The following is a 21,670-nucleotide window of genomic DNA, read 5'->3' on the forward strand; positions in this document are numbered from 1 at the left end:
CCCCATGACTCCACGTTTCAACACCCAGGTTGCGCTGGTGACCGGCGCCGCCCAGGGCATCGGTCGGCGGGTTGCCGAGCGTTTGCTGGAAGAGGGCGCCTGGCTGGTGGCCGTCGATCGCTCGGAACTCGTGCATGAATTGCAGCATGAGCGGGCGCTGATCCTCACCGCCGACCTGGAGCAGCATGCCGAATGTGCCCGTGTGATGGCCGCTGCCAAGGCGCGGTTCGGGCGTATCGACATCCTGGTCAACAACGTCGGCGGGACTATCTGGGCCAAGCCCTTCGAGCACTACGCCGAGAACGAAATCGAAGCCGAGGTGCGCCGCTCGCTGTTCCCGACCCTGTGGTGCTGCCATTGCGTGTTGCCCTACATGCTGGAGCAGGGCAGCGGTGCCATCGTCAATGTCTCGTCCGTGGCCACGCGCGGAGTGAACCGTGTGCCGTATGGCGCGGCCAAGGGCGGCGTCAACGCCTTGACCGCGTGCCTGGCCCTGGAGACCGCCGGCAGCGGCATTCGGGTCAACGCCACCGCACCCGGTGGCACCGAGGCCCCACCGCGGCGGATCCCGCGCAACAGCCAGCCCCAGAGCGACCAGGAGCGCGTCTGGTACCAGCAGATCGTCGACCAGACCCTCGACAGCAGCCCGATGAAGCGCTACGGCAGCATCGACGAACAAGCCGGCGCGATTCTGTTTCTGGCCTCTGATGAGGCCTCCTACATCACGGGCGTTACCTTGCCGGTAGGAGGCGGCGACCTCGGCTGACCCAGCGCCGTACCTGCAGACACTGACTCACAACAACAATAATGAGAGCACTGCCATGCGTACCCATGACGTCAATTCGATTATCGATAATGCCCATTTCAATCGTTTCCACTGGCTGGTGGTCAGCCTGTGTGCTGTGCTGTTGATCTTTGACGGTTATGACTTGTTCATCTACGGCGTGGTCTTGCCGTCGATCATGAAGGAATGGGGACTATCGCCCCTGCAGGCCGGCGCTCTGGGCAGTTATGCGCTGTTCGGGATGATGTTCGGCGCGCTGGTCTTCGGCAGCCTGGCCGACAAGTTCGGTCGCCGCAAAGGCATCGCCATCTGCTTTGCCTTGTTCAGCGTCGCCACGGTGATTAACGGTTTTGCCAGCAACCCGACTGAGTTCGGAATCTGCCGGTTTATTGCCGGGCTCGGCTGTGGCGGCCTGATGCCCAATGCGGCCGCACTGATTACCGAATACGCACCGAAGAAAATGCGCAGCATCCTGATGGCGGTGATGTTTGGCGGGTACTCGCTGGGCGGCATGCTGTCGGCCGGCGTGGGGATTTTCATGCTGCCGCGTTTTGGCTGGTCGTCCATGTTCTTCGCCGCGGCGATCCCGCTGCTGCTGATGCCGTTGATTGTGTACTGGCTGCCTGAGTCCATCGGGTTCCTGATTCGCCAGGGCCGCAAGGAACAGGCGCGTGAGCTGCTCAAGCGCCTGTCGCCGCAGACCCGGATCGACCCGCAAGACCAACTGCTCGTCAGCGCCGGTAAAGGCAAGGGCGCTTCGGTGCTGGAGTTGTTCCGACACGGCCTGGCCTTGAGGACGGCGGCGATCTGGGTCGCGTTTTTCTGCTGCCTGTTGATGGTCTACGCCCTGAGTTCCTGGCTGCCCAAACTGATGGCGGGTGCCGGTTACAGCCTGGGATCGAGCCTGTCGTTCCTGCTGGCGCTGAATTTTGGCGGCATCGCCGGGGCGCTTGTCGGTGGCTGGCTGTGTGACCGGCTTAACCTGGTGAAGGTGGTGATCGGTTTCTTTATCGCCGCGCTGCTCTCCATCAGCCTGCTGGGTATCAAGAGCCCGATGCCGGTCCTGTACCTGCTGATCTTTTTTGCCGGCGCCACCACCATCGGCACGCAAATCCTGCTGTACGCCGGCGCCGCACAACTCTATGGCTTGAACATTCGAGCCACCGGCCTGGGCTGGGCTTCCGGTATCGGTCGTATCGGCGCCATCGTCGGCCCGCTGCTGGGCGGCGTGCTGATGGGGATTGAACTGCCGCTGCACCTGAACTTCATGGCCTTTGCCATCCCCGGGGCCATCGCCGTGCTGGCAATGACGGCGTATGCGCTGAATGAACGTCGGGGCCGGCAGGAGGTGATCGCCGCCCCGGCGCAGTAACTGTCGATAACAATAACTAAGAGCAACGACATGAACACACAACGTATCTGGCTATCCCTGTTGGGCGTGCCCCTTGCGGCGACGGCGGCCGAGGGCGGGTTTTTCGAGGACTCCACCGCCACCTTGCAGGCGCGCAACTATTACTTCAGCCGCGATTTCTCGGACATCGTCGGCGCCAACAAGCAATCAAAGGCAGAGGAGTGGGGCCAGGGTTTTATCCTGACCTATAAATCCGGCTACACGCCGGGGCCCATGGGCTTTGGCCTGGATGCCCTGGGCACCCTCGGCCTCAAGCTCGACAGCAGCCCGGACCGCACCAATACCGGCCTGCTCCCGGTCAAGGGCGACGGCAGCGCCCCGAATGATTACAGCCGTTTGGGCCTGACCTTCAAGGCCAGGTTTTCCAGGACCGAATTGAAGGTCGGCGAACTGCAACCGAACCTGCCGGTGCTGGCCTTCAGCGATATCCGCTTGCTGCCGCCGAGCTATCAGGGCGTGAGTGTCAGCTCCGGCGAAATCGCCGGCCTTGCGCTACAGGCCGGGCACTTGACCACCACCAGCCTGCGCAACGAAGCCGGCGACGAGAAAATGATCGCCATGCTCGGCCATGTGCCGCAACGCGGCGCTGAAGGTGATGGGTTCAACTACGTCGGCGGCGACTACGCCTTCAACACCAACCGCACCAGCGTCAGCTACTGGCATGGCCAACTCAAGGACATCTACCGCCAGGACTTTGTCGGCCTCAAGCACAGCCAGCCAATGGGTGAGTGGACGCTCGGCGCCAACCTCGGCTACTACGATGCCCGGGAAGACGGCGACAAACTGCTCGGCAAGATCGACAACCAGGCGTTTTTCTCGCTGCTGTCGGCCAAGCATGGCGGCCATATCTTCTACGTCGGTTATCAAGCCATGTATGGCGACAGTGCCTTCCCGCGGGTCTTCGCCAACATCACGCCGCTGGGCAACGAAGTACCCACCTACGAGTTTGCCTACACCGACGAACGCTCCTGGCAAGTGCGGTACGACTATGACTTCGTGGCGCTGGGCATTCCGGGGCTGACCACCACCGTGCGTTATATCACCGGTAACAACGTGACCACCGGCGCGGGCTATGAAGGCAAGGATCGCGAGCGCGACCTGGATATCGGCTATGTGGTGCAAAGCGGCACATTGAGCGGTCTGGGCATTCGGGTGCGCAATGTCATGGCCCGTTCAAACTACCGCAGCGACATCGACGAGAACCGGCTGATCCTCAGTTACACCTGGAAGCTGCTTTAAACCCCGCCCTGGCACGTGCCCATGACCTGGTAGTGGACGGTATGGCTGGCGCCCTGGCTGTCGAGATACACCATGGTCGCCGGTTCTACCTGGCAACTGCCCGGCACGGGCGTGATTGAAACAACGTGTTGGATATCCAGCGCTTCATTGCTGCCGGCCGCCATGGCGCCGGCGGCGGTGAAAAACAGGAGCAGGCTGAGCCATTTGATATTCATGATGAGTTCCTCTGTGAGTAGGGTTCATTTTAGTGATTGCCGCAGCGGGATAAAGACAGGAACAGGTGAATGACTCGTACGTATCACGTAGCAATCGAGGGGCAATGTTGATGGATTTGCTCAATGGCATGCGGGTGTTTGCCCGGGTTGTCGACACTGGCAGCTTTGCCGCAGCGGCCGAGGCGCTGGACCTGTCCGGGGCACACGTATCACGGTTGATCTGCGAGCTGGAAAAACACCTGCAGACCCGCCTGTTGCAACGCACCACCCGACGCCTGGGCCTTACCGATTCGGGCGAGCGCTTTCTGTTGCGCTGTCGCGACATTCTTGAAGACGTCAGGGAGGCCACGGCAGAAGCCAGCGGCGCGCACCTCAACCCGCGCGGGCGATTGCGGGTGCATTGCATGAGCGGGTTGGGGGTGCTGATCACGCCGCTGATTGCCCGCTACAGCGAGCAATACCCGGACGTGTCCATTGAGTTGACCCTGTCCCAGCACAACCCGGACCCGCTTGAAGAGGGTCACGACGTGGTGATCTCCATCGCCCATTCGTTGCCGGATTCGGCGCTGGTCAGTCAGACGATCGGGCAGTTGTTCAGTGTGCCCTGTGCGGCACCGGGGTATCTGGCCCGGTACGGCGTGCCCGAGCATCCGCAGCAGTTGATGCAGCATCGACGGTTGCATCTGCAGGATTTCCAGGAGGATGCGTGGTTGTTCAAGGGGCAAGAGAGCGAGATTGCGATTTCGCCGGGTGACACCTTCAGGACCAATGTCGCGGATGCGATGGTCAAGGCGACGCAGGAAGGAATGGGCATCAGCTTGTTGCCGTTCTTCAGCGCCAACCCGGCGCTGCGCGAGGGCTCGCTGGTGCGGCTGTTGCCCGGATATCGGCTACGGGAGCGGAGCATTTTCGCGGTGTATCCATCAAGGCGCTTTCTGGATGCCAAGGTGCGGACGTGGGTCGGTTTTTTGCAGGCGCGATTGCCGGGGTTGTTGGCGGAGCAGTTGGCAGTGATTGAGGCACCTTGAGGCTAGCGCGTTGCCGTACGGCGAATGTAGCGCGCCGGCGACGAGCCCAGTGTCTTGCGAAACATGCTGATGAACGAACTGACCGACTCGTACCCCAGCGCCTCGGCGGTTCGTTGCACCGACTCGCCTTCGGCCAGGCTCTGCAAGGCCACGATGATTTGCCATTGTTTGCGCCATTGGCCAAAAGTCAGGCCTGTTTCGCTCTTGACCAGGCGGGCCAGGGAGCGCTCGCTCATGGCCACCTGGCGTGCCCACTGGGCCATGGTGCAACGGTTTGACGGGGCCTGGGCCAGGCCGCGGGCGATGAAGCGCAACTGCGTAGCAGCGGGGAGCGGCAGGTACAACTGCTCCGAAGGAGCCAGTTCCAGTTGTTCAAGGAGCACGCTCGCCACGCGCGAATTGGCAGAGGCAGGCGGATAATCCTGGGGCTGGGCGCTCAGGTGCAGGATCAACGCCAGGACCAGCGGCGAAAGCACCAGCGTGCAGCATTTCTCCGGTAGCGCGGCGGCGCCGGGCTCGACAAACAGATAGCCGATCCTGCCGTTGGCGGTCACCCGGTTGCTGTGGGCGATACCGCCCGGAATCCACACGCCGAAGCCCGACGGCACCATCCACACGCCATCCTCTACGGTACACACGATACCGCCGTGATACGCCACCACCAGTTGGCCTTTGCGGTGGCTGTGCACGGGGAATTCGGTGTCGTTGCGCTGGCTGCCGAGCATCAACGCGACGGCGGGCTGATCAAAACTGTCCAGTTCGAATTGATCAACGCCCTGGAGCTTCATCTCGCCCATGTTGCACCGCCTCGATTGTCTGAAATTGATTATATCCTGGCAGCATACTCAATATCGGCACGACCTTGCAGTCCCTACCATCTTCATCAAGGCGATCAAGGTGATTGCCGACTGCGAGATTCAACCGATGCTCAGCGAAATCACGATTGCCCACCTCTACATTCCTCCGTTCTTGCTCTACGTCGGCGTTGCAGCCCTGGTGTACGGGCTACTGGAGCGGGCCCTGCGGCGCTGGCTGGATTGGGCCTGGCACCCCAGCCTGGCGCGTTTCTTTGTGTCGCTGATCGTGCTCTCGACCTTGGTTCTGAGCTTTTGAGGGCAGCGCGATGATCATCAAACACATCCTCAAGACCCTCGTCACCCTGGTGCTCGGGCTGGCCGCATTGCTGTTCTGCACGCAACTGTGGCGTGCCTATGAGTTGGCCCCCTGGACGCGGGACGGGCGTGTCAGCGCGCAAGTTATCCGTATTGCCCCCGAGGTGTCCGGCCAGGTCGAACACCTGCTGGTGGGCGACAACCAGTGGGTCGCCAAGGGCGCGATGCTGTACCAGATCGATCGCAGCAGCTACTTGCTTGCCCAGCAACAGCGCACGGCCGAGCTTGCCGAGGCGCGCAGTGTTTTCGAGCAGCGCAGTGCACAGCTCAAACGCCGCAACCAGCTCGGCGATGCGATTGCGCGGGAGGAAACCGACAACGCAGCCCGGGACCTGGCGGTGGCCAGGGCGCGCCTGGATGCGGCCCGCAGCCAACTGGCCCATGCGCGGCTGGATCTGGACCGCACGACGATTCGTTCGCCGGTCGACGGCTATGTGACCCAGTTGCGGCTGCAGCCGGGTGACTACGCGGCAGCGGGCGAGACCAATATCTTTGTGGTCGATAGCCATAGCTTCTGGGTCACCGGTTACTTCGAGGAGACCAAGCTGGCCGGTGTTCGGGTGGGGGCTGCGACGTCCATCAAGCTGATGGGTTTTTCACCGCTGCTCGAAGGGCATGTGGCGAGCATTGGTCGGGGCATTGCCGACGGTAACGAGCTGCGCAGTAACAGTGGTTTGCCCCAGGTGGCGCCTACGTTCAGCTGGATACGCCTGGCCCAGCGCGTGCCCGTGCGGATTGAACTGGACAAGGTGCCGCCCGGTGTGGAGCTGGCGGCGGGGATGACCGCCAGCATCGAGGTTGCCGAGGAGGGCACGGCGCCGCGCTGGAGGCTGGTGCAGTGGCTTCAGGCGTTCATGTGATGCTCCGTGCACTGCGCATGCTGGGGGCATGGGAAGCTGCTACCTCGGGCTATGTGCTGCGTAGTCTTTTGGCGGCCTCATTGGCCCTGTGGCTGGGGTTCCGATTACACCTGGATTCGCCGTTCTCGGCCGCCTCAACCGTGTTGTTGCTGATCCATCCGCTGCAGGGGGCAGTGGTTGGCAAGGGCTTCCACCGGGCACTGGGCACCCTCGTGGGGTTGGCTGTGGCATTGGTCCTGACCAGTCTGTTCGCCCAGCAAATGCTGCTGTTTATCCTCGGGATCGGGGTATGGCTGGGCCTTTGTGTCGGCGCCATGACCGTGTTTCGGCACTACCAGGCCACGGCGGCGGTGGTCGCCGGCTACACCGTTTGCCTGGCCCTGGGGCCCGCCATCGTCGCGCCGCAGCAAGGTTTCGAACATATCGTCGGACGGGGCACGACCGTTGTTCTGGGGGTGTTGAGCCTGAGCCTGGTGGCCACATTATTCAGCCGCAAGACCGTCGAGCGCACACTGACCATGGCACTTCGCGACGTCTCGTCGCGCACCCTGCGGTTATTGGCCGTGCGGTTTGACGGCGGGCCGGCGCGTGCGCAGGACCCGCTGGCAATCGATATCAGCAAAGTGGACGACCTTCTCGGGATTGGTCGGGGCGAGTCGGTGCTGATCCGCGCCAGGCTGGCGACCCTGCAGGCAGGACTTGCGTATCTGCATGCCGTGGTGCTCGACGAATGCGCGATACCTTCGCACGCTGGAATCGGCGCACAGTTGCGCCAGCTGGCTGAAGCCATGCCCGGGTTTTGCGTGGCGGCCGATCGTGTCCGGGAGCTGCAAGCCAGCCTTGAACCAGGCGCGAGCCAGCGGCGTCTGAATGAACCATTGGCCGAACTGGCCAGCGCCTTGTCGAGTTTTGCCTGCCTTGAGCGCGCGCCCCTGCCGCCGGCCCGCGCCGTGGGGTTTCACCGACACTACGGCGCTGCACTGCGTAACGGTGTGCGAGCGTTGCTGGCCACGCTGGCGACCGGTGCTGTCTGGTACCTCACCGGCTGGGACCAGGGGCCAACCTTGCTGGCCGTACTGGGTCCGTTCTGCACCTTGCTGGCCACCAGCGCGGCGCCCGAGCAAGGTATTGCGAGCCTTGCCAGGGGAACCTTCTACGCAATCCTGGCAGCGGCGGGGTGCAAGTTCCTGCTGTTGCCGCACATCAGCGGGTTCGGGTTGCTCACGGTGGTGCTGGTTGCGTTCTGGGCGGTCGGGATTCATGCCACGACCCGGCCGCGCCATGCCCTGCAAGGCGTCGCCTACCTGATTACGTTCAACACCCTGGTCGGCACCGCCGGGACCGCCCAATACGACTTCGCTGACTTCGTGAATCAAGCCCTGGCCTGGATGGTGACGCTCGCTATCTGCCTGCTGGCCTTCCAGTTGCTGCCGGGGAAACCCGCCAGCCACGCCGACGTCCTGAGGACCGCGCTGCACAAAGACACGCGCCAGTTACTGCGTCGCTGGCACCGCATGGATCTTCTGAAGTGGCAGGCCACGCAACAGCACCGGATGGTTGCCCTGCAAGCGCTGTCGGGCGCCGATGAGGCCGGTGCCGTCTCGCTTCAACTGGGTCGACAGTTAAGGTTGCTGCACCGCAAGACACGCGACCTGGAGCCTGATTCGTCAATCGCCAGGTGTGTGCAAGCGGGCGATCGGCGTATTGCCAGATATGCCTTCGATTCAGCGATCAGCGCGGCCCAGGCCCGGCGTACGTCGAGATCACTGATCCGCCTTGGTGCCCGCGACCTGGCTGCTTGTTACCGGGATTTGGCGCGGTTGCTCGACCAATACCAGCGTGCCGATATCCGAACCAGTTTCAGCTAAAACAACGAAGGTGAGATGAAATGAAGCAACTCCTTATCTGGACGCTTTTCGGGATGATCGTGTCTGTGCCAATGGCGGTGCAGGCATCGGACGGGGCTGAGGCGCTGGCACGCTGGCAACAGCAATTCAAACAAGAGCAAAAAAAGCTCGCCGAGCACCGGGCGCCTGGCCGTGATTCAAGGCCCAAGGCCGATCGCCAGCGATGAGCCGGTTCCCGGTCGATTGCAATCTATTCGGAGCGAAGTGACGAGTTCGGTGTGATGCCCGGCGGTGCTGTTGCTTTATAGGCTGTCCGGGTCGCCGAAGAACATTTTGACTTGGCTCTAAAACGACATTTTTAGACAGAAAAATATCAAATATGCCCCCAATTTTGCCCCCAGTTGCATCCGATTTGCGAGCGATCGCGCGGGGCGATTTCTGACAGAGATCAAGATGGATTCGGATGGAGTGTTAGCCGAGCCGGCCATGGCGTTCGAGTATTCGCATCAAAACGCTGTTCGCATGACTGAAGTTCTCGAGCTGATCGCGAAGCTCATAGGCCCATTTTTCACCGTGGAAGAGATTGTTGCGTAGGCGCCAGACGATCATCAGGAGAGCTAACATTCGGTCGCGTGGGGTGTCGTTCACCCCTTCAACAACCTCCTGAACGAGACTAAGGTGGTCTGAGGGCCGGAGTTTCAGGTGAAGGAAATGGTGAGTCAATTCACCATCGGCATAGTAACGATTCCGAAAATAGGCAAGCTCCCCCTCGAAGAGCTCAGCTTCTAGCGTTCCGTCCAAAATCCAGGCATCTATTCGATCGCGGATGCGATCAGTCCGGGCGTGGTTCTCCATGATCTGTGCCTCGAAAAGACTCCAAAGAAAGGCGAAGTCGAATATGACGCGGCGATCAAGATCTGGTAGGCGCCGAAAGCCGGGGGCTCGGGCTTCAAGCCATTGTTCACTTGCACTAAGTTCCTTGTCAGTCATGGCTCAGTCGTCCAAGTCTTCGTTGCGTGGGTCCAAGTCCGAAAAGTCCGTTAGCGTGTCGCAGTTCAGACAGTGGTACATCTGTGATGCATCTTGAAAGTGCATGCCGCACAGGCAGCCGCAGTAGGGGCAGCATTCATAGATCTCAAGGTCGCTCCATTCCCATACCCCAAGATACTCCGGCACAGCGTCACGGTCATAGCCAATGACTTGGAACGCATCAGCATTCTTGGCGACAAATCCGTCTAGGCCAGCGCGCATGAGAATGGGCAAGATCTCTGCAGGCTCTATTGCGAACCACTCGCCGCGCACATGGGTCGACTCGAAGTGCTGATGAAGCTGGCGTTCAAGCTGAAAGGCATGGGCTACTTCGATCCATCCGAGCAGTTTCAGGTCAAGAGGGTTACCGGTCTGGAGATTGCGCTTACGCTCCTCGATGTTCTTCGCCACCACGATCTTGATAGGAGAGCATCCGTTTTCATCTTCGCCAATGAAATAGACCGGCAAGTTATTTCCCCTAAGCCTTCAACCGAGCCGGTCGAGTAGCATTTCGACCATTTCTTTGTTCGAGTAGGCGACAATGTCGAGCGGAAGATTTTCCTGCCGCATAAGCGCGATTAGGACACAGGCCGTGAAGGCCCAGAATGATGAATCGGCTGGTAGAGTGTAGCCACGGATCATTGCTGTCAGCCGTTCGGTGATCGGTGGATATTCGCTATTGCCCCAACGAGCATGGGGCGGCGTCATCGCATGAACGATGACGGCGGCGAGCGTGATGCCCATCGCACGCTTGTTCTGGACCTGGGCGAAATCGTGTCCGTGTGCCTTCGCATAGGCGGCGAGCTCGCTTGTCATGAAAGTTCGGGCATATGTGTCGCAGGCGATTTCCTCTTCAGGTCGCGTAGAGGGCGCGCGGTTATCGGCGCAGAACATGACGTGCTGGAATTCGTGTAGCAGGGCGAAGGCCAAGGCGAGCGCAACAAGGTCGAATGCCGCCATGTGCTGAATGTTGCCCAGGCCATCACGGTCGGCGCTCGGCAGGGGGATGTCCACCGGCCAGGATACGTCTGAGGTCTGTTCGGCTGTGATGAGCGACTGGGCGGCGGCGATGCGCTGCTTGTAGTCGAATTCATATTGGCCGCGTTCTTCATCGCCACTGAGGGCTTGGTCGAGAGGTAACCCACTGGATGTCGCGACAACTAAGGCTGGTGCGTACACTTCGATCGCCCGCCACGAGCTGAAGCCAAGCAGCCAGAACAAGTCGATCGTCTTAGTGTCGAACTGGATACGTTTCCTGTTGGCATTCATTGTCACGCCCTTTCTACTTGGCGCGACCTCGACGGCATGGCCGTATTGGCTCCAAAGACCGCTGATTTCATCGGCTCGCTCGGGCACGGCGCCGCGGAGGAGATGTAGGATGATCGTCCGATCAAATGGCTCACTCGTCATTGTCGTTGTCTATTCTGTGCTCGTGGGGGCAGGTGGTTGGCGACGGTCACGCTGCTTGCTCGTCACAGCGGGTTTGCCGTCCATCTGTAGATGAGTGATCGATGAGATGACTGAGTTCGCCCAAATCGTGCTGCATTCGATGTCGCCATCGCGTTCAAACCAGTGGGTCGCGCCGGGGATGAGATCAAACGGGATGGGATGTGTTGCCAATGGGTTGTGAAACACTTCAAGTTCCTGACACCAAGCTTCGCCCCACGGCCAAAGTGCTTGGTATTCGGCACTGTCGACGGCAAGGTTGAAATCGATAGGCTCTAATGCGCCCGGAGTTCGGTCGAAGAGAATGCCGCGTCTGATCATCGTCAGCCCGGGCGGTCGCCATCCTGCCAAGAAACCCATGCGGTTGAATTTGGCGAGCGTTGCAGAATTACTGAAGATGACGGCCGAGAGGTGTGCGAAATTTGGGTCGCGGAAGAGCCCAGCAGGAATGCTGTGTTGGCCTGTCAGATTTAGGATCGGCACTCCAATCGCACTACGATCAGTGCCATCTCCAGTGACTTCCGCGCGTAAGCCGTAAAGGTAGGTGGGGAGAGCCTCGCGGCTCCAAATCATGGAGCCGAAATCATGGAAGTCGGCGATCGCTAAGGCGAACGGCTGTCCTTTTACATGGTCCAGTTCATGATAGTTGCGCTGGAGCTTGCCGCGCATCGTCTTTGCGAATCGTTCCGCCGGGTTGCCTGTCAGCCGTTCAATGCGATCCTTTGGGGCATGAACCCATTTTCCGATGCCGCCGGCGCGTGGAAGCTCGGAGTTTGCTGTAACTGCCTCAATCCAGCATGCGTTACCTTCCTTCTCGATCAAGAAGTCGGGAGAGACATGGTCTTGTCGGACGTTCAAACCCTGCTCACGAAAGCAGCTGAAAAGGTAGAGCTCGAACAGACGGGACGCGAAGTTGTTGGTTTGAAAATCCGAGACGAAATTGGCGTCGGGGTTGGGAAGCGAGAGGTAGCATTCGCCGACCGCCATGAGCGCCGGCAGATGGTAGATCGTGGTTGTCAGTAGCTGGAACTCTGGAGACGTCCCACGCGACCCCGGTTTCAGCAAATGCGGGCGACGCCGGACTCCTGGCAGCAATGCTTCCGGTGGATCACTGGCACGCATAGCGACGCTGAGTCGGTCTAGTGCAGCCTCGGGTGTGGAGTAGGGCCCGCTTTCATCTACTTTGATCCAACAGTGGTCGATGCGTCGGCGCATGGCCAGAGTGGTGAAAGCCCCTTTCGTTGGATCAAGCAGAATGCAGCCGGTTACGCCACCAGTTCCGACCTGATAGGCACTGAAAATATGTGCGGGGTCGAAATTGGGACCGTGTTCGAGCGACAGGGCATAGAGCTCGAATTGGCGCTGGCTGATTAAGGTGAAAAGTCGAGTTTCGCCGGTTGCGGACATGGTCGGCCTCTTAGCCCTGTATGTAGCAGGTGCGCGAATTCAAGTTCCTCTTCACAAGGACTCCGTTGCGGCAAGGATGTCGGTGGACTCCCAGCTGTCGATCTGGCGGATGGTCACGAACTCACGGTCCCAGACGCCCCAATTCACGGTCAATGGCGCCTGTGCCAGGGGATTGTGAACATAGGTGATTGGCCGAACCTGACGCGAGAGGTTGCCAAGACCAACCCGTGACCAGATCACGCCAGAGATATCTGCGAAGCGCTCGTCAAGAAATGCCGAGCGCGGGATCGGATTCCGTTCTCGGTGGATCAAGGGAGAGACGTGAAAGCCTTCTTCGATGACATCGCCTGTATCGCGATCGATAGTGAGGAAAGCATCGCCGATGGGGAACAGCGTCGTCATGATGAGTGGTAAGGGATGTTCGGGGACATAGATGCCGAACCGGCTGGCGCTGATCGCGACGATGCGAGCGTCTTCCGGGGCGATCACGCCCTGTACGATATAGCGGCTGATCTTCCTTGCTTTGGTCCAGAATGCCCCGGAGGTTCGAAGTTGCGCTTGACGGATCGGCGCAGCAATAAGGCCACCGCCCTCATTGATCGGCACAGGACGCACAATCCGGTCTGGTCCCGCAGCGCCTCCGTCTGGAGCTATAGCTTCGATCCAGATACGGCGACTCTCTTCAAGCACGCATAGGTCGGGCTGGCCGCCTTCGCGCTTACGGTCGGCGACGGGCAACAATGTGCGCCCCGCCTCAAGAAGTGTGCAACCCAGATACATCTCCCAGAAGCGTCCATCCACGTCACGTGCGAATCCCTGGCGGAAGTCTGGATCGGCATAGGGCTCGTAGTGAGTCCACATCTCTTGCAGTGTGACGCGAAGCTGCTGCTCAACCGGGCTTTCGGCGGCCTTCAGGTTCTCGAACCGCAGATCGAGATTGGAACCGTCAACATCGAATAGGTCGCTCATTGTCTGATCGTTTCCATATGCAAAACATTCTTTTCTCGTGAGAGTATTACTAGGTATGTGTGCGTCTCAAGGACGACGCTAATGGCCACAATGGTCAGGCGTCGATCCGAGAGAGACTGCGCGCTCTGGATTGTCCTGCGTCTGATATCCTAGTAACAGTTTGGCTGGTTCGGTTGGACCTAGAAGAATATGTGGTCGCTAAGGTACAGCGGTTGCTTGAGGTGCTTTTACGATAGGGTGACGGGCTGGTAGGACTGAACAAATCGATTGTCGAGCTGACCGGCTTTGGTCCTGCCGAGGTGGCAGCCGACGGTTGGCTTGCCTATCCGGCGCTCGATCGGTCGGCTCAGGTGGCATCGTTGAACATGGCTCAGCATATGTTCCTCGCCCGCTGCAAAGGCTTGCACGAGTTGTGGCAGCGCATTCCCAACAGATACTCAAGTTATTGTTGGAGCAGGCTGGATGTCCGACGGGGACTGTCAGGGACCTGAGAAGCCTTCGGCTGTTGCAGGCACTCTTGAACATTCTAGAAGGGCTAAATGCTCAGGATGAGGCAAACGATGCCTTCGCCTCAGCCAGGGAGCCTGTGGATTGGAGCGATCGCAGTGAATCCATGGCCTCCTTGTTCTTGAATAACGATTTCAGAATCGCCGATGCGCACGAGGACGTTGATCGCTGCTTGGCGACACTGTAAGAGCTTGGATTCGATACCGCAAACGTCCATGCAGGCTACGGACGAGCACTTGATTTTATCTTAGGTGGTGTTATCAATGCTTTGGGGAGAATGGCCTCGGCTGTCGAGAAGCTGTTTAGGGGCAGCTGAGGAGGCTGATGTAGCAAGGGGGGCGGCTTAAGACGTCTCCTTCATGCACGTAAGACGGCCTGATCGTTTTAGCAGCGATGCTGAAGGACATCTGACAAATGACATGGAAAGACTGGCTTGCTCAGCAAAGCCAATTAACGCGAGGACAGCAAAGATGTTCGATAACGCCGAATTCCTGAAGAAAGGAGAACAGCAATCACACTCTTTCATATTTTTCGATCAAGGCCCACCCTATTGCGAGTTAGGATGGAAAAAATATAGACAATTCAATAGCCTGATAAATGAGTGTCTCCAGAAATTTGGAAAAGTACATGGCGTAAAGGTGTATGTATATGAGTACGAGAACATTTTCGTTGAGGGTGCATTTTTATGGGGCTTCAGCTTTCTTGAATCGGACTGTAAGAAAAGAGACGAATTAACCAATCTCCTATTAAGTGGGGTGAGGAAAATTATAGACTCATTCCCTAATATGAAAGGAAGGGGTGTACTAAATAATCATAACAAAAACTTTTCACTACACCCCGATCTGGCAGTGCACTATTCTGGCTTGGTTTTAAATGCTGAGTATTCACTAGAAGCTTCATACCGGCCACCAAAAGAAAAATCATATGAAAAAGACGATATCGATCTTGGTGTATTCAAGAAGCCGATATCTGTAGTTGAATTCAAGAGATTAATACAGGGTCACCTATCTATAAATTCAAGCAGCGATTTTAGCTACATCCATGCGCCAGATGGGTTTTTCTCAAACAAATATCGGGCAAATAAATACCTGAGAGAAGAGTTTTTGCCTATTAATTATTTTTTGATGAGGAGGTCGATACCAGATCATGCCATTCTTGAACTTGGCACAGAAAAAGAGAATTTCGATGCTAAAATCACTGATGATAAAAACAACCAAGAAATAATAATAGAGATCACTCTGGGGTGCCCGAAAAACGATTATCTTTTGCACTCGTTAGCTAGCCAGACGCACGACGGCATATTTCCACTAAAGACAATGGCGTACCTGAAGCAGGAAGCCGATACTCTTGCCGCCAGGATTACAAAAGCCATCGAAGATAAACACGATAAAAACTATCAAGACAAACGCATCTTAATGGTAGTCGTGCCAAGCGAATACACGTACCAGGGCGAAGAGTACATAATCGAAGAAGTAATTGATGAAGTGCGCGATTCTGTAAAATTAAAGAAAGGAAATTTTACGGAGATAATCATGCTGTGCAGAAAGAAATTCTTCACCCTTTTCTGAAATTAATTCATGGAAACCATGGGGGAGATTTCTAGCATTGGCAGCGCACCGACCTCATGGTCAAAGACAGTTGAATCAACGGATCAGCAGGCTCTTTGGCGCACTTTGATCAAAGAGTCGTTCTTCCAACTGCAACGGGACATTGACGTTCTGCAGAGGTGGCAGGAAGACACCAAAAGCCGCCAGCTCAAAGGAAGGCGCAAACGCGCCCGATCCTTAACACTAGGTCGAGCGCGCGTTCAGAATGCGCTATGTATCCGAAGGCGAACCATTTCAGGGACAGAACATGACCACCGTCTATATTGATGAAAGCGGCCACAGCGGTGACATGATCAACAGCGGCAATGCTTACGACTTCAAGGGCCAGCCCTACTTTGCCCTGGCCGGCATTGGTCTTGAGGACGGTCATGACTGGGGCGATCGCATCAATGAGCTGCGAAGCCGTCACCGCATTTCTGCCGGCGAACTCAAGTCTAAGTCGCTGACAGCCAAGCCAGATTTTCGGCCGAAGTCATCCATGGATTGCTTGATCAGCGTGCTCCGCTTTTCATCGAGGTGGTCGACAAGCGTTTTTATCTGCACCAGCATCACCTCGTTCCAACTCTTGCCAGCATGCCTTGGCTATACCGAGTCGGTAAAGCTCCACTCCATAAAGAACACGGTGGCAGACTTCCTGTACTTTCACGCGTCCGAACGCGTCCTCGATACATTCGTCGCCTCGTGCCTAGCGCCGGGTGACGCGACGCTCCGCGCCTCATTCGCCGTGCTGCGCGACATGGCTACAGATCTGGGCTATACCGGATCGGCCGTGCAAATCGCGGAAGGCACTGCCCACATGGTGCAGGAGGCTGAAGCCGAATACGGCGAGCAACGTGATAACGGTGGCGAGGCTTGGATGCGGTTTCTTCCGCTCCCCGATCTCAACAAACATGCGAAACAGGTCTGGATGTTGCCGAACCTAACGTCATTCACGAGTATCTACGCCAGGATGAATCGCTATTACAGCAGGCGCTTGGCCGGTATCCGCTTGGTACACGACCAGCAATTGGAGGTGGAGAACATTCTGCGCCAGGGAAAAATGACGGCCGAAAACCTGAGCCGCTCCATGGATCTGCCCTACATCCCGCAGTCTGACTACCGGTTCGAGGAAGAAGCCAGCATCGAGTTTGCGCAATCGCATGAGGCCATCGGCGTGCAGCTGGCCGACATCGTTGCGGGCACCGTGATGCGTTACTTTCGCGACACGGACGCCGGCACACCCGTGTCGAGCGAACTGCGCGAGGCCATGATGCGACTCATTGACGAGGGCGATGGCGAAGAGGCTATGGCCTCAATCAAGTAGTAGCTACAGCCAACGTCCGACATGCTGAATGAGTGATTCAACTCTGGTGTCATCCACCATCACGGCCCACCCCCGTGCGGCGGACACCTGAGCGCAGTAGAGGGTCAAGGCAGTGAGGCATCCAGCGCTGTTTCGAAGGCAGATGCGTTGTCCCTCAGAGCGTAATCTAAACTTCCGAATACATTCCGAAGCTCTTGCCGGTAGGCGACCTTTGTTGGCAAGTTGGCCCCCTGGATCACGGCGGTCAGGAATGACGCTGCAACATCTGCCATCTTCGGATCGCCCTGGAGTTGCACATGGCTGCGAATGGCGATTTCTAGCAGATACGTCTTGAAGGAAGCAGATAGCTTCTCACTCGGAATGATGTCTTGCAGCATTGCGCCAAGCACCTTAGTAGCTTCTTTGGAGATGTAGTGGCGATCAAAATTACCGGCAGAACGTGTTGCCTGCGGGATTTCAGAGTCATCCATCCGCGCGCACTGCTCAGCCCAATCCGTGGCGATGCTGACGAGGCGATAGAGGATATAGTGAAAGGGCGTCGGCCACTCCTGATAGGCATCTTCGTCGGGTGGTCCGGACATTTGCTTGAGGATCTTTTCGGCGAAGTTGTCAAAGTAGTGCAGCCACATATGGTCTTGGAGTCCCTGGTGGATGCCTTCGTGCACCATGATCTCAAAGAGCGTGATGCCGGAATTGATTGGACAGCGAAACCGCCCACTCTCCTGGTAGGAGCCCAGCGGCTGGTTAAGCTTTTCGGCCAGATTCCGGTCTTCATCCAAGCGGCGGCATACTGAGTCACCTATTGCCGCCTCCAAGCCGTTCTTCACCGCCATGGCTGCATCAGCGAAGAAAAAGCGAAGTAACCGATTGCTTTCCGGCAGATACAAGCGGCTTCCACCATTTAGATTTTGATTGTTTTTCAGCTCGACATAGAGACGGCTTCCCGGCGCGTCCAGCAATGCTTCGATGTAATGCGCTATGAAGTCGGAGCGTATTGCTTCGTCAGTCTCCAGCAGTTTGAGGCAGAAATGTGGGTGCGCCTGCGCCAAGTGAACGATCAAGTCAGGTGAGGTGAGCAGATTCAATAGGATCTCCCGGGCTTGTAGGCTGGCCTGGTCTCGCTCCGCGCATCTTGATTTCAATGTTTGCAACACGCGGCGCCACTGTTTGCGCCAGGCTGAAGGGGGCTTAGGGGCTTCCCCACGCAGGAGCGAAGCCAGTTCATTCTTGAAATTGCCCCGGTTTTCGATCCAGCGCACCAGCCAAGACTGTTGCTGGGTCAGGGAAATGAGTGTCGGCAGTTGGGGTTCGACCAGCAGCACCAGCTCGTCGTAGCGTTTCGTCAGGTGCAGATTTTCGATCAGCTCACGAAAGACGTGAACTCGCCCTCGGGCCAGTGTCGGAAAGCGTGTTCGCCAAAAGAAGTAGAGCGCCACCGAGAGCAGCAGCAGATACACCGCACTGGAACTGTCGAGCCCCCATTTCCAAGGCCCCAAGCTGTAGTAAAGCCCAAGTTGCACCAAGGCCGGGGCGAACATTAAGTAGTGGACAAGAAAGAGCACTGATCCACCCACGACCCAATCCACCCAGGTCGTGCAGAAGCGAAGCCGGAGTCGGTCAGTAGGAGAAATGAGCGCCCACACGGCGGCGATGACTCCCAATATGGTGAGCAGGCCCGTAGTGTCTATAGAAGCGGAGGCCGTCATTGGAGCTGTTGCATCCTTCCGTTGGTCGATGGGATCACACCCAGGTGCAATTTGCGTCCATACCGGTGCAAAGCATCAAGGTGAGGAAAACCGATGTTTGCTCCCAAACATCGGACAATCAATCTATGCATCGAGAGCTCAATGCTGCAGCCGTTAGCGATCCAGCCTAACCCTCAATCGACGTGCGCGTTCGCGGAAGGCCTCTTCGCCGCCCTCCAGAATGTCGCAAACCGCCTTGCGAATAGCAGTGTTCTCAAGACCGCCAGAAGTGTATTTGAATGGGGGCAACCCACCAGCAGGATGCGGACCGGCGTCGGCGACAATGATTTGGTCCGCATCGGTGTTGATGACGAGGTTGGCATTGTGCGTGACCATGATTACCTGGCGTTTGGCCTTGGCCGCGATAAACAGGGCGACCAACTCCTCGAACACAGATTTGGGATCCAAGTTCTCCTCTGGCTGATCGATGATGAGTGGCCGATCGTCAGCATCGTCCAGTGCCAAGTAGAGTAGGAGAAGTACGATTCCCCGCGTCCCAGGCGACAGTTTGCGGATATCCATTCCGTCATAGACTATTTCGTACCGCACCGAGATGTGATCGGTGGCGAAAAGCCAGTGCGCGAACTGCTTCAACCAGCCACGAAACTCTGCTTGTTGATTCTGGCCAAAGGGGGCCTGGCTCAGAAGGTCGCGCATGTATAGCGAAATGAAGTTCGCCATCGCTGCCTGTACGTCGGCAGCCGACCCTGTTTCCCATGCTGATCGTAGGGTTGTGTCCGCCAGAGCGATTAGTGCACCGCGACCTTGGAATGGACCGGCCTTCCGTCGGTCGAGAAGGTCTTCTTCAGCCACAGCTCCCCAGGTGGTAACGTCCACGACGCGGCGAACCGAGAACCCGAGCTTGCGAAGTGTGCCGGTGGACGCATTCAAGCGCGCCATCAGCGGTCCATAAAGATCGGAGAGCGAATTCTGCTCATTGATGATCGCCTGAAATACTCGGCCATAAGCCTCATCGCGCTCGCTTTGAAGTTCCTTACGACGCGCGCCAGCTCCTTGAGCGTCGGTTAGGCGTGATTGAAGGGTGATGAGCGCGGCGTTCTCTTGGGCGATGCGCTTTGACAGGGTGGAGTACTGACCGCGAATGATATTGTCGGCGCTTAGTAGGACCTCCAGCCGGGCCATTTCAGCCAACAGCGTATTGAGGGTTAATTTGGACAGGTCAGCAGTAACTGGGAAGAGCGGCGTGTTCGGGTCGCTGGTCGGAGTGGCCGAAATGGCCGGACCTGTGAGCGCTGCGATTTGCTGATCGGACCATGTCACATAGCTGGTCAAACTCGTATCAACATCGCCTTTATAGATCAGCAGGAATTCATCCCATTGCTCCTGACTGAGGCCGCTGAGAACATGCCGCTCCTTGGCTTGGCGAAGCAGCTCGGGGGCTTTGGTATTGCGAGTGCTGACGACCTCATCCTGCAGAGCAAGGAATGTCCGGCGCTGATTGCCGTAGGCCTGGATCGTGCCGCGCAGCGTCTGCACGGCCTGTCCGAGCTCGGTGTGGCGAATGGCCTGCGCCTCAGTTCCCTTTACGACAAGTTTGGCGAGATCTTCGTTGTAACTCTTGATCTGGCCGGTCTTTTGCGTGACTTGCAGCGCTAGGCCTGTGACAGCAGCTTCCTTTTCAATCTCCGTAGCAATGCGCTCGGATAAATCGGCGATTGCCTCAGCCTCCCGTTCTCTGGCCTGCTGGAAACGGGCGGTGCGAAAATCCCGTAATTCGGCAAAGTCGATAGCGCCGTCAAGATCATCCTGCGGGTGAGCATCAAAGATCACACGCTCTATCTCCGCAATAAGTCCATCGGAGACGCCAGCAGAGGAGCAAAGCTCCTCTACGAATTGCTGCGACAAGTAGCGCGCTCGGGGAAAGGCTAAATGACCGTTTGCATCGCGACCATCGAGGAAGCGTGTGACTGAAGCACCTCCACCCCATGTCAGCGTTGCAGTCGCGTGGCCAAGCAACTGGCGGGCACGGACGAGAAATGACGGGCTGATATTTGCGCTCGCACTCCAAGTACCTGGCGTGATTGCGTCACAGCCGGCGGCAATCATGTCAGCAAGCGCGGTCTTGCCTGAGCCGCGCGCGCCGATGATTGCGACGAGCCCAGGATTAAGTGGTATGTCCGGAGTTGCTGCCCAACTGGCATCTCCAATAGTTATGTTCGAGATAACTTGGGAAGGCATGGCCGTGGACGGCGATTCGCTGCCGACATAAGCCCGACCTTCGGGGTCGATACAAGCCTGGCGGAGGGCATCGAACTCTAGACCACCCTTGATCCACGAATAACGCTCTTCAACCGGCTGGCCTACGGTTTTCTGGTCGTGGGCGTCGCTGCCGTGGAGGCAGGGCTTGCAACCGCCATATCGCTCCTTCAGTTGGTCGAGCGTCACGCCCTTACGACCAGACCAGAACTCGCGCTGTGCCGTACTACTTGAGAAGATGATGTGGGCGAACTTTTCGATCTCCTGACGCATGGTTGCGTCTGCGGCTTGGCGCAACCCCGAAGTTCCGTCGCCCGTCGCACCTGCAACCGCGATGAGGATGTTGGTCTTCGCCCAATCGCTCTCTCGCATAACGCGGCGAAGCTGGTCAAAATTTACCTTGAATTGCGTGGCACCGTGCGAAAGCGCCGCACGATCATCGAGAATGCTCGTGTCGGCTTTCTTCCCGAGCGAAATCAGATCTTGGCGGGTGCAGTTGAAGGTATCGCCGTGCGCCTGGAACTGAAGGCGCTGAAGGATGCGGTGCAGTTCTGCGACGTGGTTCGGGTCTTCAGGGCTGACTAGGAGATGCAAATTGACGAAGCCAGATTTTGCAGCGACATCTAAACGCAATTCGACGTTGGGAAAAATGAGCTGCACATCTTGTAAACGGCCAGCCGCCTTTTGCCTTAGCACCTCTTCGTAAGTCTCAGTAAGGTAGTAGTCAGTCACCGCCAGCGCCTCAATTTTCGGCGTGACTGTCTCAAGTTTTTCGAGGTAAACATCCCAAGGGGAGTCGCTGCCAAACTGATTATTTAGGACAGTTCCCGGCGCATGGATGTGCGGTTCCCAGCGACGCCATTCAGACCCACGACCAATCATTT

Annotated in this window: 19 protein-coding genes; 10 read left to right on the plus strand and 9 right to left on the minus strand. The window is 57.8% G+C overall.

Translation table 11 applies throughout. The annotated features are described in order from the left end of the window. Positions 1 to 4: 4 nt before the first annotated feature. The 3 genes from HYE77_RS23975 to HYE77_RS23985 are packed head-to-tail and all read left to right on the plus strand — an operon-like array spanning position 5 to position 3,434. Positions 5 to 766, plus strand: coding sequence for a 1,6-dihydroxycyclohexa-2,4-diene-1-carboxylate dehydrogenase (locus HYE77_RS23975; RefSeq protein ID WP_008433831.1), 762 nt, complete (start codon positions 5 to 7; stop codon positions 764 to 766). A 55-nt stretch (positions 767 to 821) separates the two neighbouring features. Next, positions 822 to 2,156: an MFS transporter gene (locus tag HYE77_RS23980; RefSeq protein WP_177069503.1), complete on the plus strand. Its 1,335-nt coding sequence runs from the start codon at positions 822 to 824 to the stop codon at positions 2,154 to 2,156. A 30-nt stretch (positions 2,157 to 2,186) separates the two neighbouring features. After that, positions 2,187 to 3,434 (plus strand): OprD family porin, encoded by a 1,248-nt coding sequence (locus tag HYE77_RS23985; RefSeq protein ID WP_177069505.1) that lies wholly within the window; start codon positions 2,187 to 2,189, stop codon positions 3,432 to 3,434. Here the strand turns inward: HYE77_RS23985 and HYE77_RS23990 are convergent. Next, positions 3,431 to 3,649: a DUF2790 domain-containing protein gene (locus HYE77_RS23990; protein ID WP_003210829.1), complete on the minus strand. Its 219-nt coding sequence runs from the start codon at positions 3,647 to 3,649 to the stop codon at positions 3,431 to 3,433. The genes HYE77_RS23985 and HYE77_RS23990 overlap by 4 nt on opposite strands. A 110-nt stretch (positions 3,650 to 3,759) precedes the next feature. Here HYE77_RS23990 and HYE77_RS23995 point away from each other — a divergent pair, with 110 nt between their 5' ends. Continuing rightward, the gene (locus HYE77_RS23995) at positions 3,760 to 4,677 is read left to right on the plus strand and encodes a LysR family transcriptional regulator (RefSeq protein WP_177069507.1); all 918 of its coding nucleotides are present in this window, start codon (positions 3,760 to 3,762) and stop codon (positions 4,675 to 4,677) included. A 2-nt stretch (positions 4,678 to 4,679) separates the two neighbouring features. Here the strand turns inward: HYE77_RS23995 and HYE77_RS24000 are convergent, their stop codons facing one another. Beyond that, a complete protein-coding gene (locus HYE77_RS24000) occupies positions 4,680 to 5,474 on the minus strand; it encodes a helix-turn-helix domain-containing protein (protein ID WP_008433826.1) in 795 nt (264 codons plus the stop codon). 127 nt (positions 5,475 to 5,601) lie between these two features. Here HYE77_RS24000 and HYE77_RS33015 point away from each other — a divergent pair, with 127 nt between their 5' ends. The 4 genes from HYE77_RS33015 to HYE77_RS24020 are packed head-to-tail and all read left to right on the plus strand — an operon-like array spanning position 5,602 to position 8,783. Next, entirely contained in the window at positions 5,602 to 5,790 is a 189-nt protein-coding gene (locus tag HYE77_RS33015) for a DUF1656 domain-containing protein (RefSeq protein WP_032899212.1), read from the plus strand. 10 nt (positions 5,791 to 5,800) lie between these two features. Beyond that, entirely contained in the window at positions 5,801 to 6,709 is a 909-nt protein-coding gene (locus HYE77_RS24010) for an HlyD family secretion protein (RefSeq protein ID WP_177069509.1), read from the plus strand. Continuing rightward, positions 6,709 to 8,577 (plus strand): FUSC family protein, encoded by a 1,869-nt coding sequence (locus HYE77_RS24015; RefSeq protein WP_177069511.1) that lies wholly within the window; start codon positions 6,709 to 6,711, stop codon positions 8,575 to 8,577. The genes HYE77_RS24010 and HYE77_RS24015 overlap by 1 nt, the downstream gene beginning before the upstream one ends. Before the next feature lie 20 nt (positions 8,578 to 8,597). After that, positions 8,598 to 8,783 carry a hypothetical protein gene (locus HYE77_RS24020; RefSeq protein ID WP_003217145.1) on the plus strand — a complete coding sequence of 62 codons (186 nt, stop codon included), beginning with the start codon at positions 8,598 to 8,600 and terminating at the stop codon, positions 8,781 to 8,783. Positions 8,784 to 9,027: 244 nt separating this feature from the next. On the opposite strand, the gene HYE77_RS24025 is transcribed toward HYE77_RS24020, so the two are convergent. Genes HYE77_RS24025 through HYE77_RS24045 form a run of 5 tightly spaced genes read right to left on the minus strand, consistent with a single transcriptional unit; the run spans position 9,028 to position 13,407 of the window. Beyond that, positions 9,028 to 9,546, minus strand: a complete 519-nt coding sequence (locus HYE77_RS24025) for a hypothetical protein (protein ID WP_177069513.1) — start codon at positions 9,544 to 9,546, stop codon at positions 9,028 to 9,030. Between the two features lie 3 nt (positions 9,547 to 9,549). Beyond that, the gene (locus tag HYE77_RS24030) at positions 9,550 to 10,053 is read right to left on the minus strand and encodes a GIY-YIG nuclease family protein (protein WP_177069515.1); all 504 of its coding nucleotides are present in this window, start codon (positions 10,051 to 10,053) and stop codon (positions 9,550 to 9,552) included. Positions 10,054 to 10,071: 18 nt separating this feature from the next. Further along, the gene (locus tag HYE77_RS24035) at positions 10,072 to 10,995 is read right to left on the minus strand and encodes a phage exclusion protein Lit family protein (protein WP_177069517.1); all 924 of its coding nucleotides are present in this window, start codon (positions 10,993 to 10,995) and stop codon (positions 10,072 to 10,074) included. Positions 10,996 to 11,004: 9 nt separating this feature from the next. After that, positions 11,005 to 12,438 (minus strand): hypothetical protein, encoded by a 1,434-nt coding sequence (locus HYE77_RS24040; protein ID WP_177069519.1) that lies wholly within the window; start codon positions 12,436 to 12,438, stop codon positions 11,005 to 11,007. 51 nt (positions 12,439 to 12,489) lie between these two features. Then, complete coding sequence (locus HYE77_RS24045) at positions 12,490 to 13,407, minus strand: hypothetical protein (protein WP_177069521.1); 918 nt, start codon at positions 13,405 to 13,407, stop codon at positions 12,490 to 12,492. 977 nt (positions 13,408 to 14,384) lie between these two features. Between HYE77_RS24045 and HYE77_RS24050 the strand changes: the two genes are divergently transcribed. Continuing rightward, positions 14,385 to 15,482 carry a hypothetical protein gene (locus HYE77_RS24050; protein WP_177069523.1) on the plus strand — a complete coding sequence of 366 codons (1,098 nt, stop codon included), beginning with the start codon at positions 14,385 to 14,387 and terminating at the stop codon, positions 15,480 to 15,482. A gap of 286 nt (positions 15,483 to 15,768) precedes the next feature. After that, the gene (locus HYE77_RS24055; RefSeq protein ID WP_177069525.1) at positions 15,769 to 16,824 is read left to right on the plus strand and encodes a DUF3800 domain-containing protein; all 1,056 of its coding nucleotides are present in this window, start codon (positions 15,769 to 15,771) and stop codon (positions 16,822 to 16,824) included. Between the two features lie 104 nt (positions 16,825 to 16,928). Here HYE77_RS24055 and HYE77_RS24060 read toward each other — a convergent pair whose 3' ends face one another. Together HYE77_RS24060 and HYE77_RS24065 are read right to left on the minus strand one after the other, a co-directional pair. Beyond that, entirely contained in the window at positions 16,929 to 18,530 is a 1,602-nt protein-coding gene (locus HYE77_RS24060; protein WP_177069527.1) for a hypothetical protein, read from the minus strand. A 153-nt stretch (positions 18,531 to 18,683) separates the two neighbouring features. Beyond that, on the minus strand, positions 18,684 to 21,668 hold the full coding sequence (locus HYE77_RS24065) for a TrlF family AAA-like ATPase (RefSeq protein WP_177069591.1): 2,985 nt from the start codon (positions 21,666 to 21,668) through the stop codon (positions 18,684 to 18,686). Positions 21,669 to 21,670: the final 2 nt, after the last annotated feature.

Source organism: Pseudomonas sp. IPO3774 (assembly GCF_013386835.1).
GTDB lineage: Bacteria > Pseudomonadota > Gammaproteobacteria > Pseudomonadales > Pseudomonadaceae > Aquipseudomonas.

Excerpts from the sequence above, each read along its gene's own strand:
- HYE77_RS23985 (WP_177069505.1), top strand. The coding sequence starts at position 2,187 with ATGAACACACAACGTATCTGGCTATCCCTGTTGGGCGTGCCCCTTGCG.
- HYE77_RS24010 (WP_177069509.1), top strand. The coding sequence starts at position 5,801 with ATGATCATCAAACACATCCTCAAGACCCTCGTCACCCTGGTGCTCGGG.
- HYE77_RS24000 (WP_008433826.1), bottom strand. The coding sequence starts at position 5,474 with ATGGGCGAGATGAAGCTCCAGGGCGTTGATCAATTCGAACTGGACAGT.
- HYE77_RS24045 (WP_177069521.1), bottom strand. The coding sequence starts at position 13,407 with ATGAGCGACCTATTCGATGTTGACGGTTCCAATCTCGATCTGCGGTTC.
- HYE77_RS23975 (WP_008433831.1), top strand. The coding sequence starts at position 5 with ATGACTCCACGTTTCAACACCCAGGTTGCGCTGGTGACCGGCGCCGCC.
- HYE77_RS24020 (WP_003217145.1), top strand. The coding sequence starts at position 8,598 with ATGAAGCAACTCCTTATCTGGACGCTTTTCGGGATGATCGTGTCTGTG.
- HYE77_RS24015 (WP_177069511.1), top strand. The coding sequence starts at position 6,709 with ATGCTCCGTGCACTGCGCATGCTGGGGGCATGGGAAGCTGCTACCTCG.
- HYE77_RS24050 (WP_177069523.1), top strand. The coding sequence starts at position 14,385 with ATGTTCGATAACGCCGAATTCCTGAAGAAAGGAGAACAGCAATCACAC.
- HYE77_RS24060 (WP_177069527.1), bottom strand. The coding sequence starts at position 18,530 with ATGACGGCCTCCGCTTCTATAGACACTACGGGCCTGCTCACCATATTG.
- HYE77_RS33015 (WP_032899212.1), top strand. The coding sequence starts at position 5,602 with ATGCTCAGCGAAATCACGATTGCCCACCTCTACATTCCTCCGTTCTTG.
- HYE77_RS24065 (WP_177069591.1), bottom strand. The coding sequence starts at position 21,668 with ATGATTGGTCGTGGGTCTGAATGGCGTCGCTGGGAACCGCACATCCAT.
- HYE77_RS23990 (WP_003210829.1), bottom strand. The coding sequence starts at position 3,649 with ATGAATATCAAATGGCTCAGCCTGCTCCTGTTTTTCACCGCCGCCGGC.
- HYE77_RS24055 (WP_177069525.1), top strand. The coding sequence starts at position 15,769 with ATGACCACCGTCTATATTGATGAAAGCGGCCACAGCGGTGACATGATC.
- HYE77_RS24025 (WP_177069513.1), bottom strand. The coding sequence starts at position 9,546 with ATGACTGACAAGGAACTTAGTGCAAGTGAACAATGGCTTGAAGCCCGA.
- HYE77_RS24040 (WP_177069519.1), bottom strand. The coding sequence starts at position 12,438 with ATGTCCGCAACCGGCGAAACTCGACTTTTCACCTTAATCAGCCAGCGC.
- HYE77_RS23980 (WP_177069503.1), top strand. The coding sequence starts at position 822 with ATGCGTACCCATGACGTCAATTCGATTATCGATAATGCCCATTTCAAT.
- HYE77_RS24035 (WP_177069517.1), bottom strand. The coding sequence starts at position 10,995 with ATGACGAGTGAGCCATTTGATCGGACGATCATCCTACATCTCCTCCGC.
- HYE77_RS23995 (WP_177069507.1), top strand. The coding sequence starts at position 3,760 with ATGGATTTGCTCAATGGCATGCGGGTGTTTGCCCGGGTTGTCGACACT.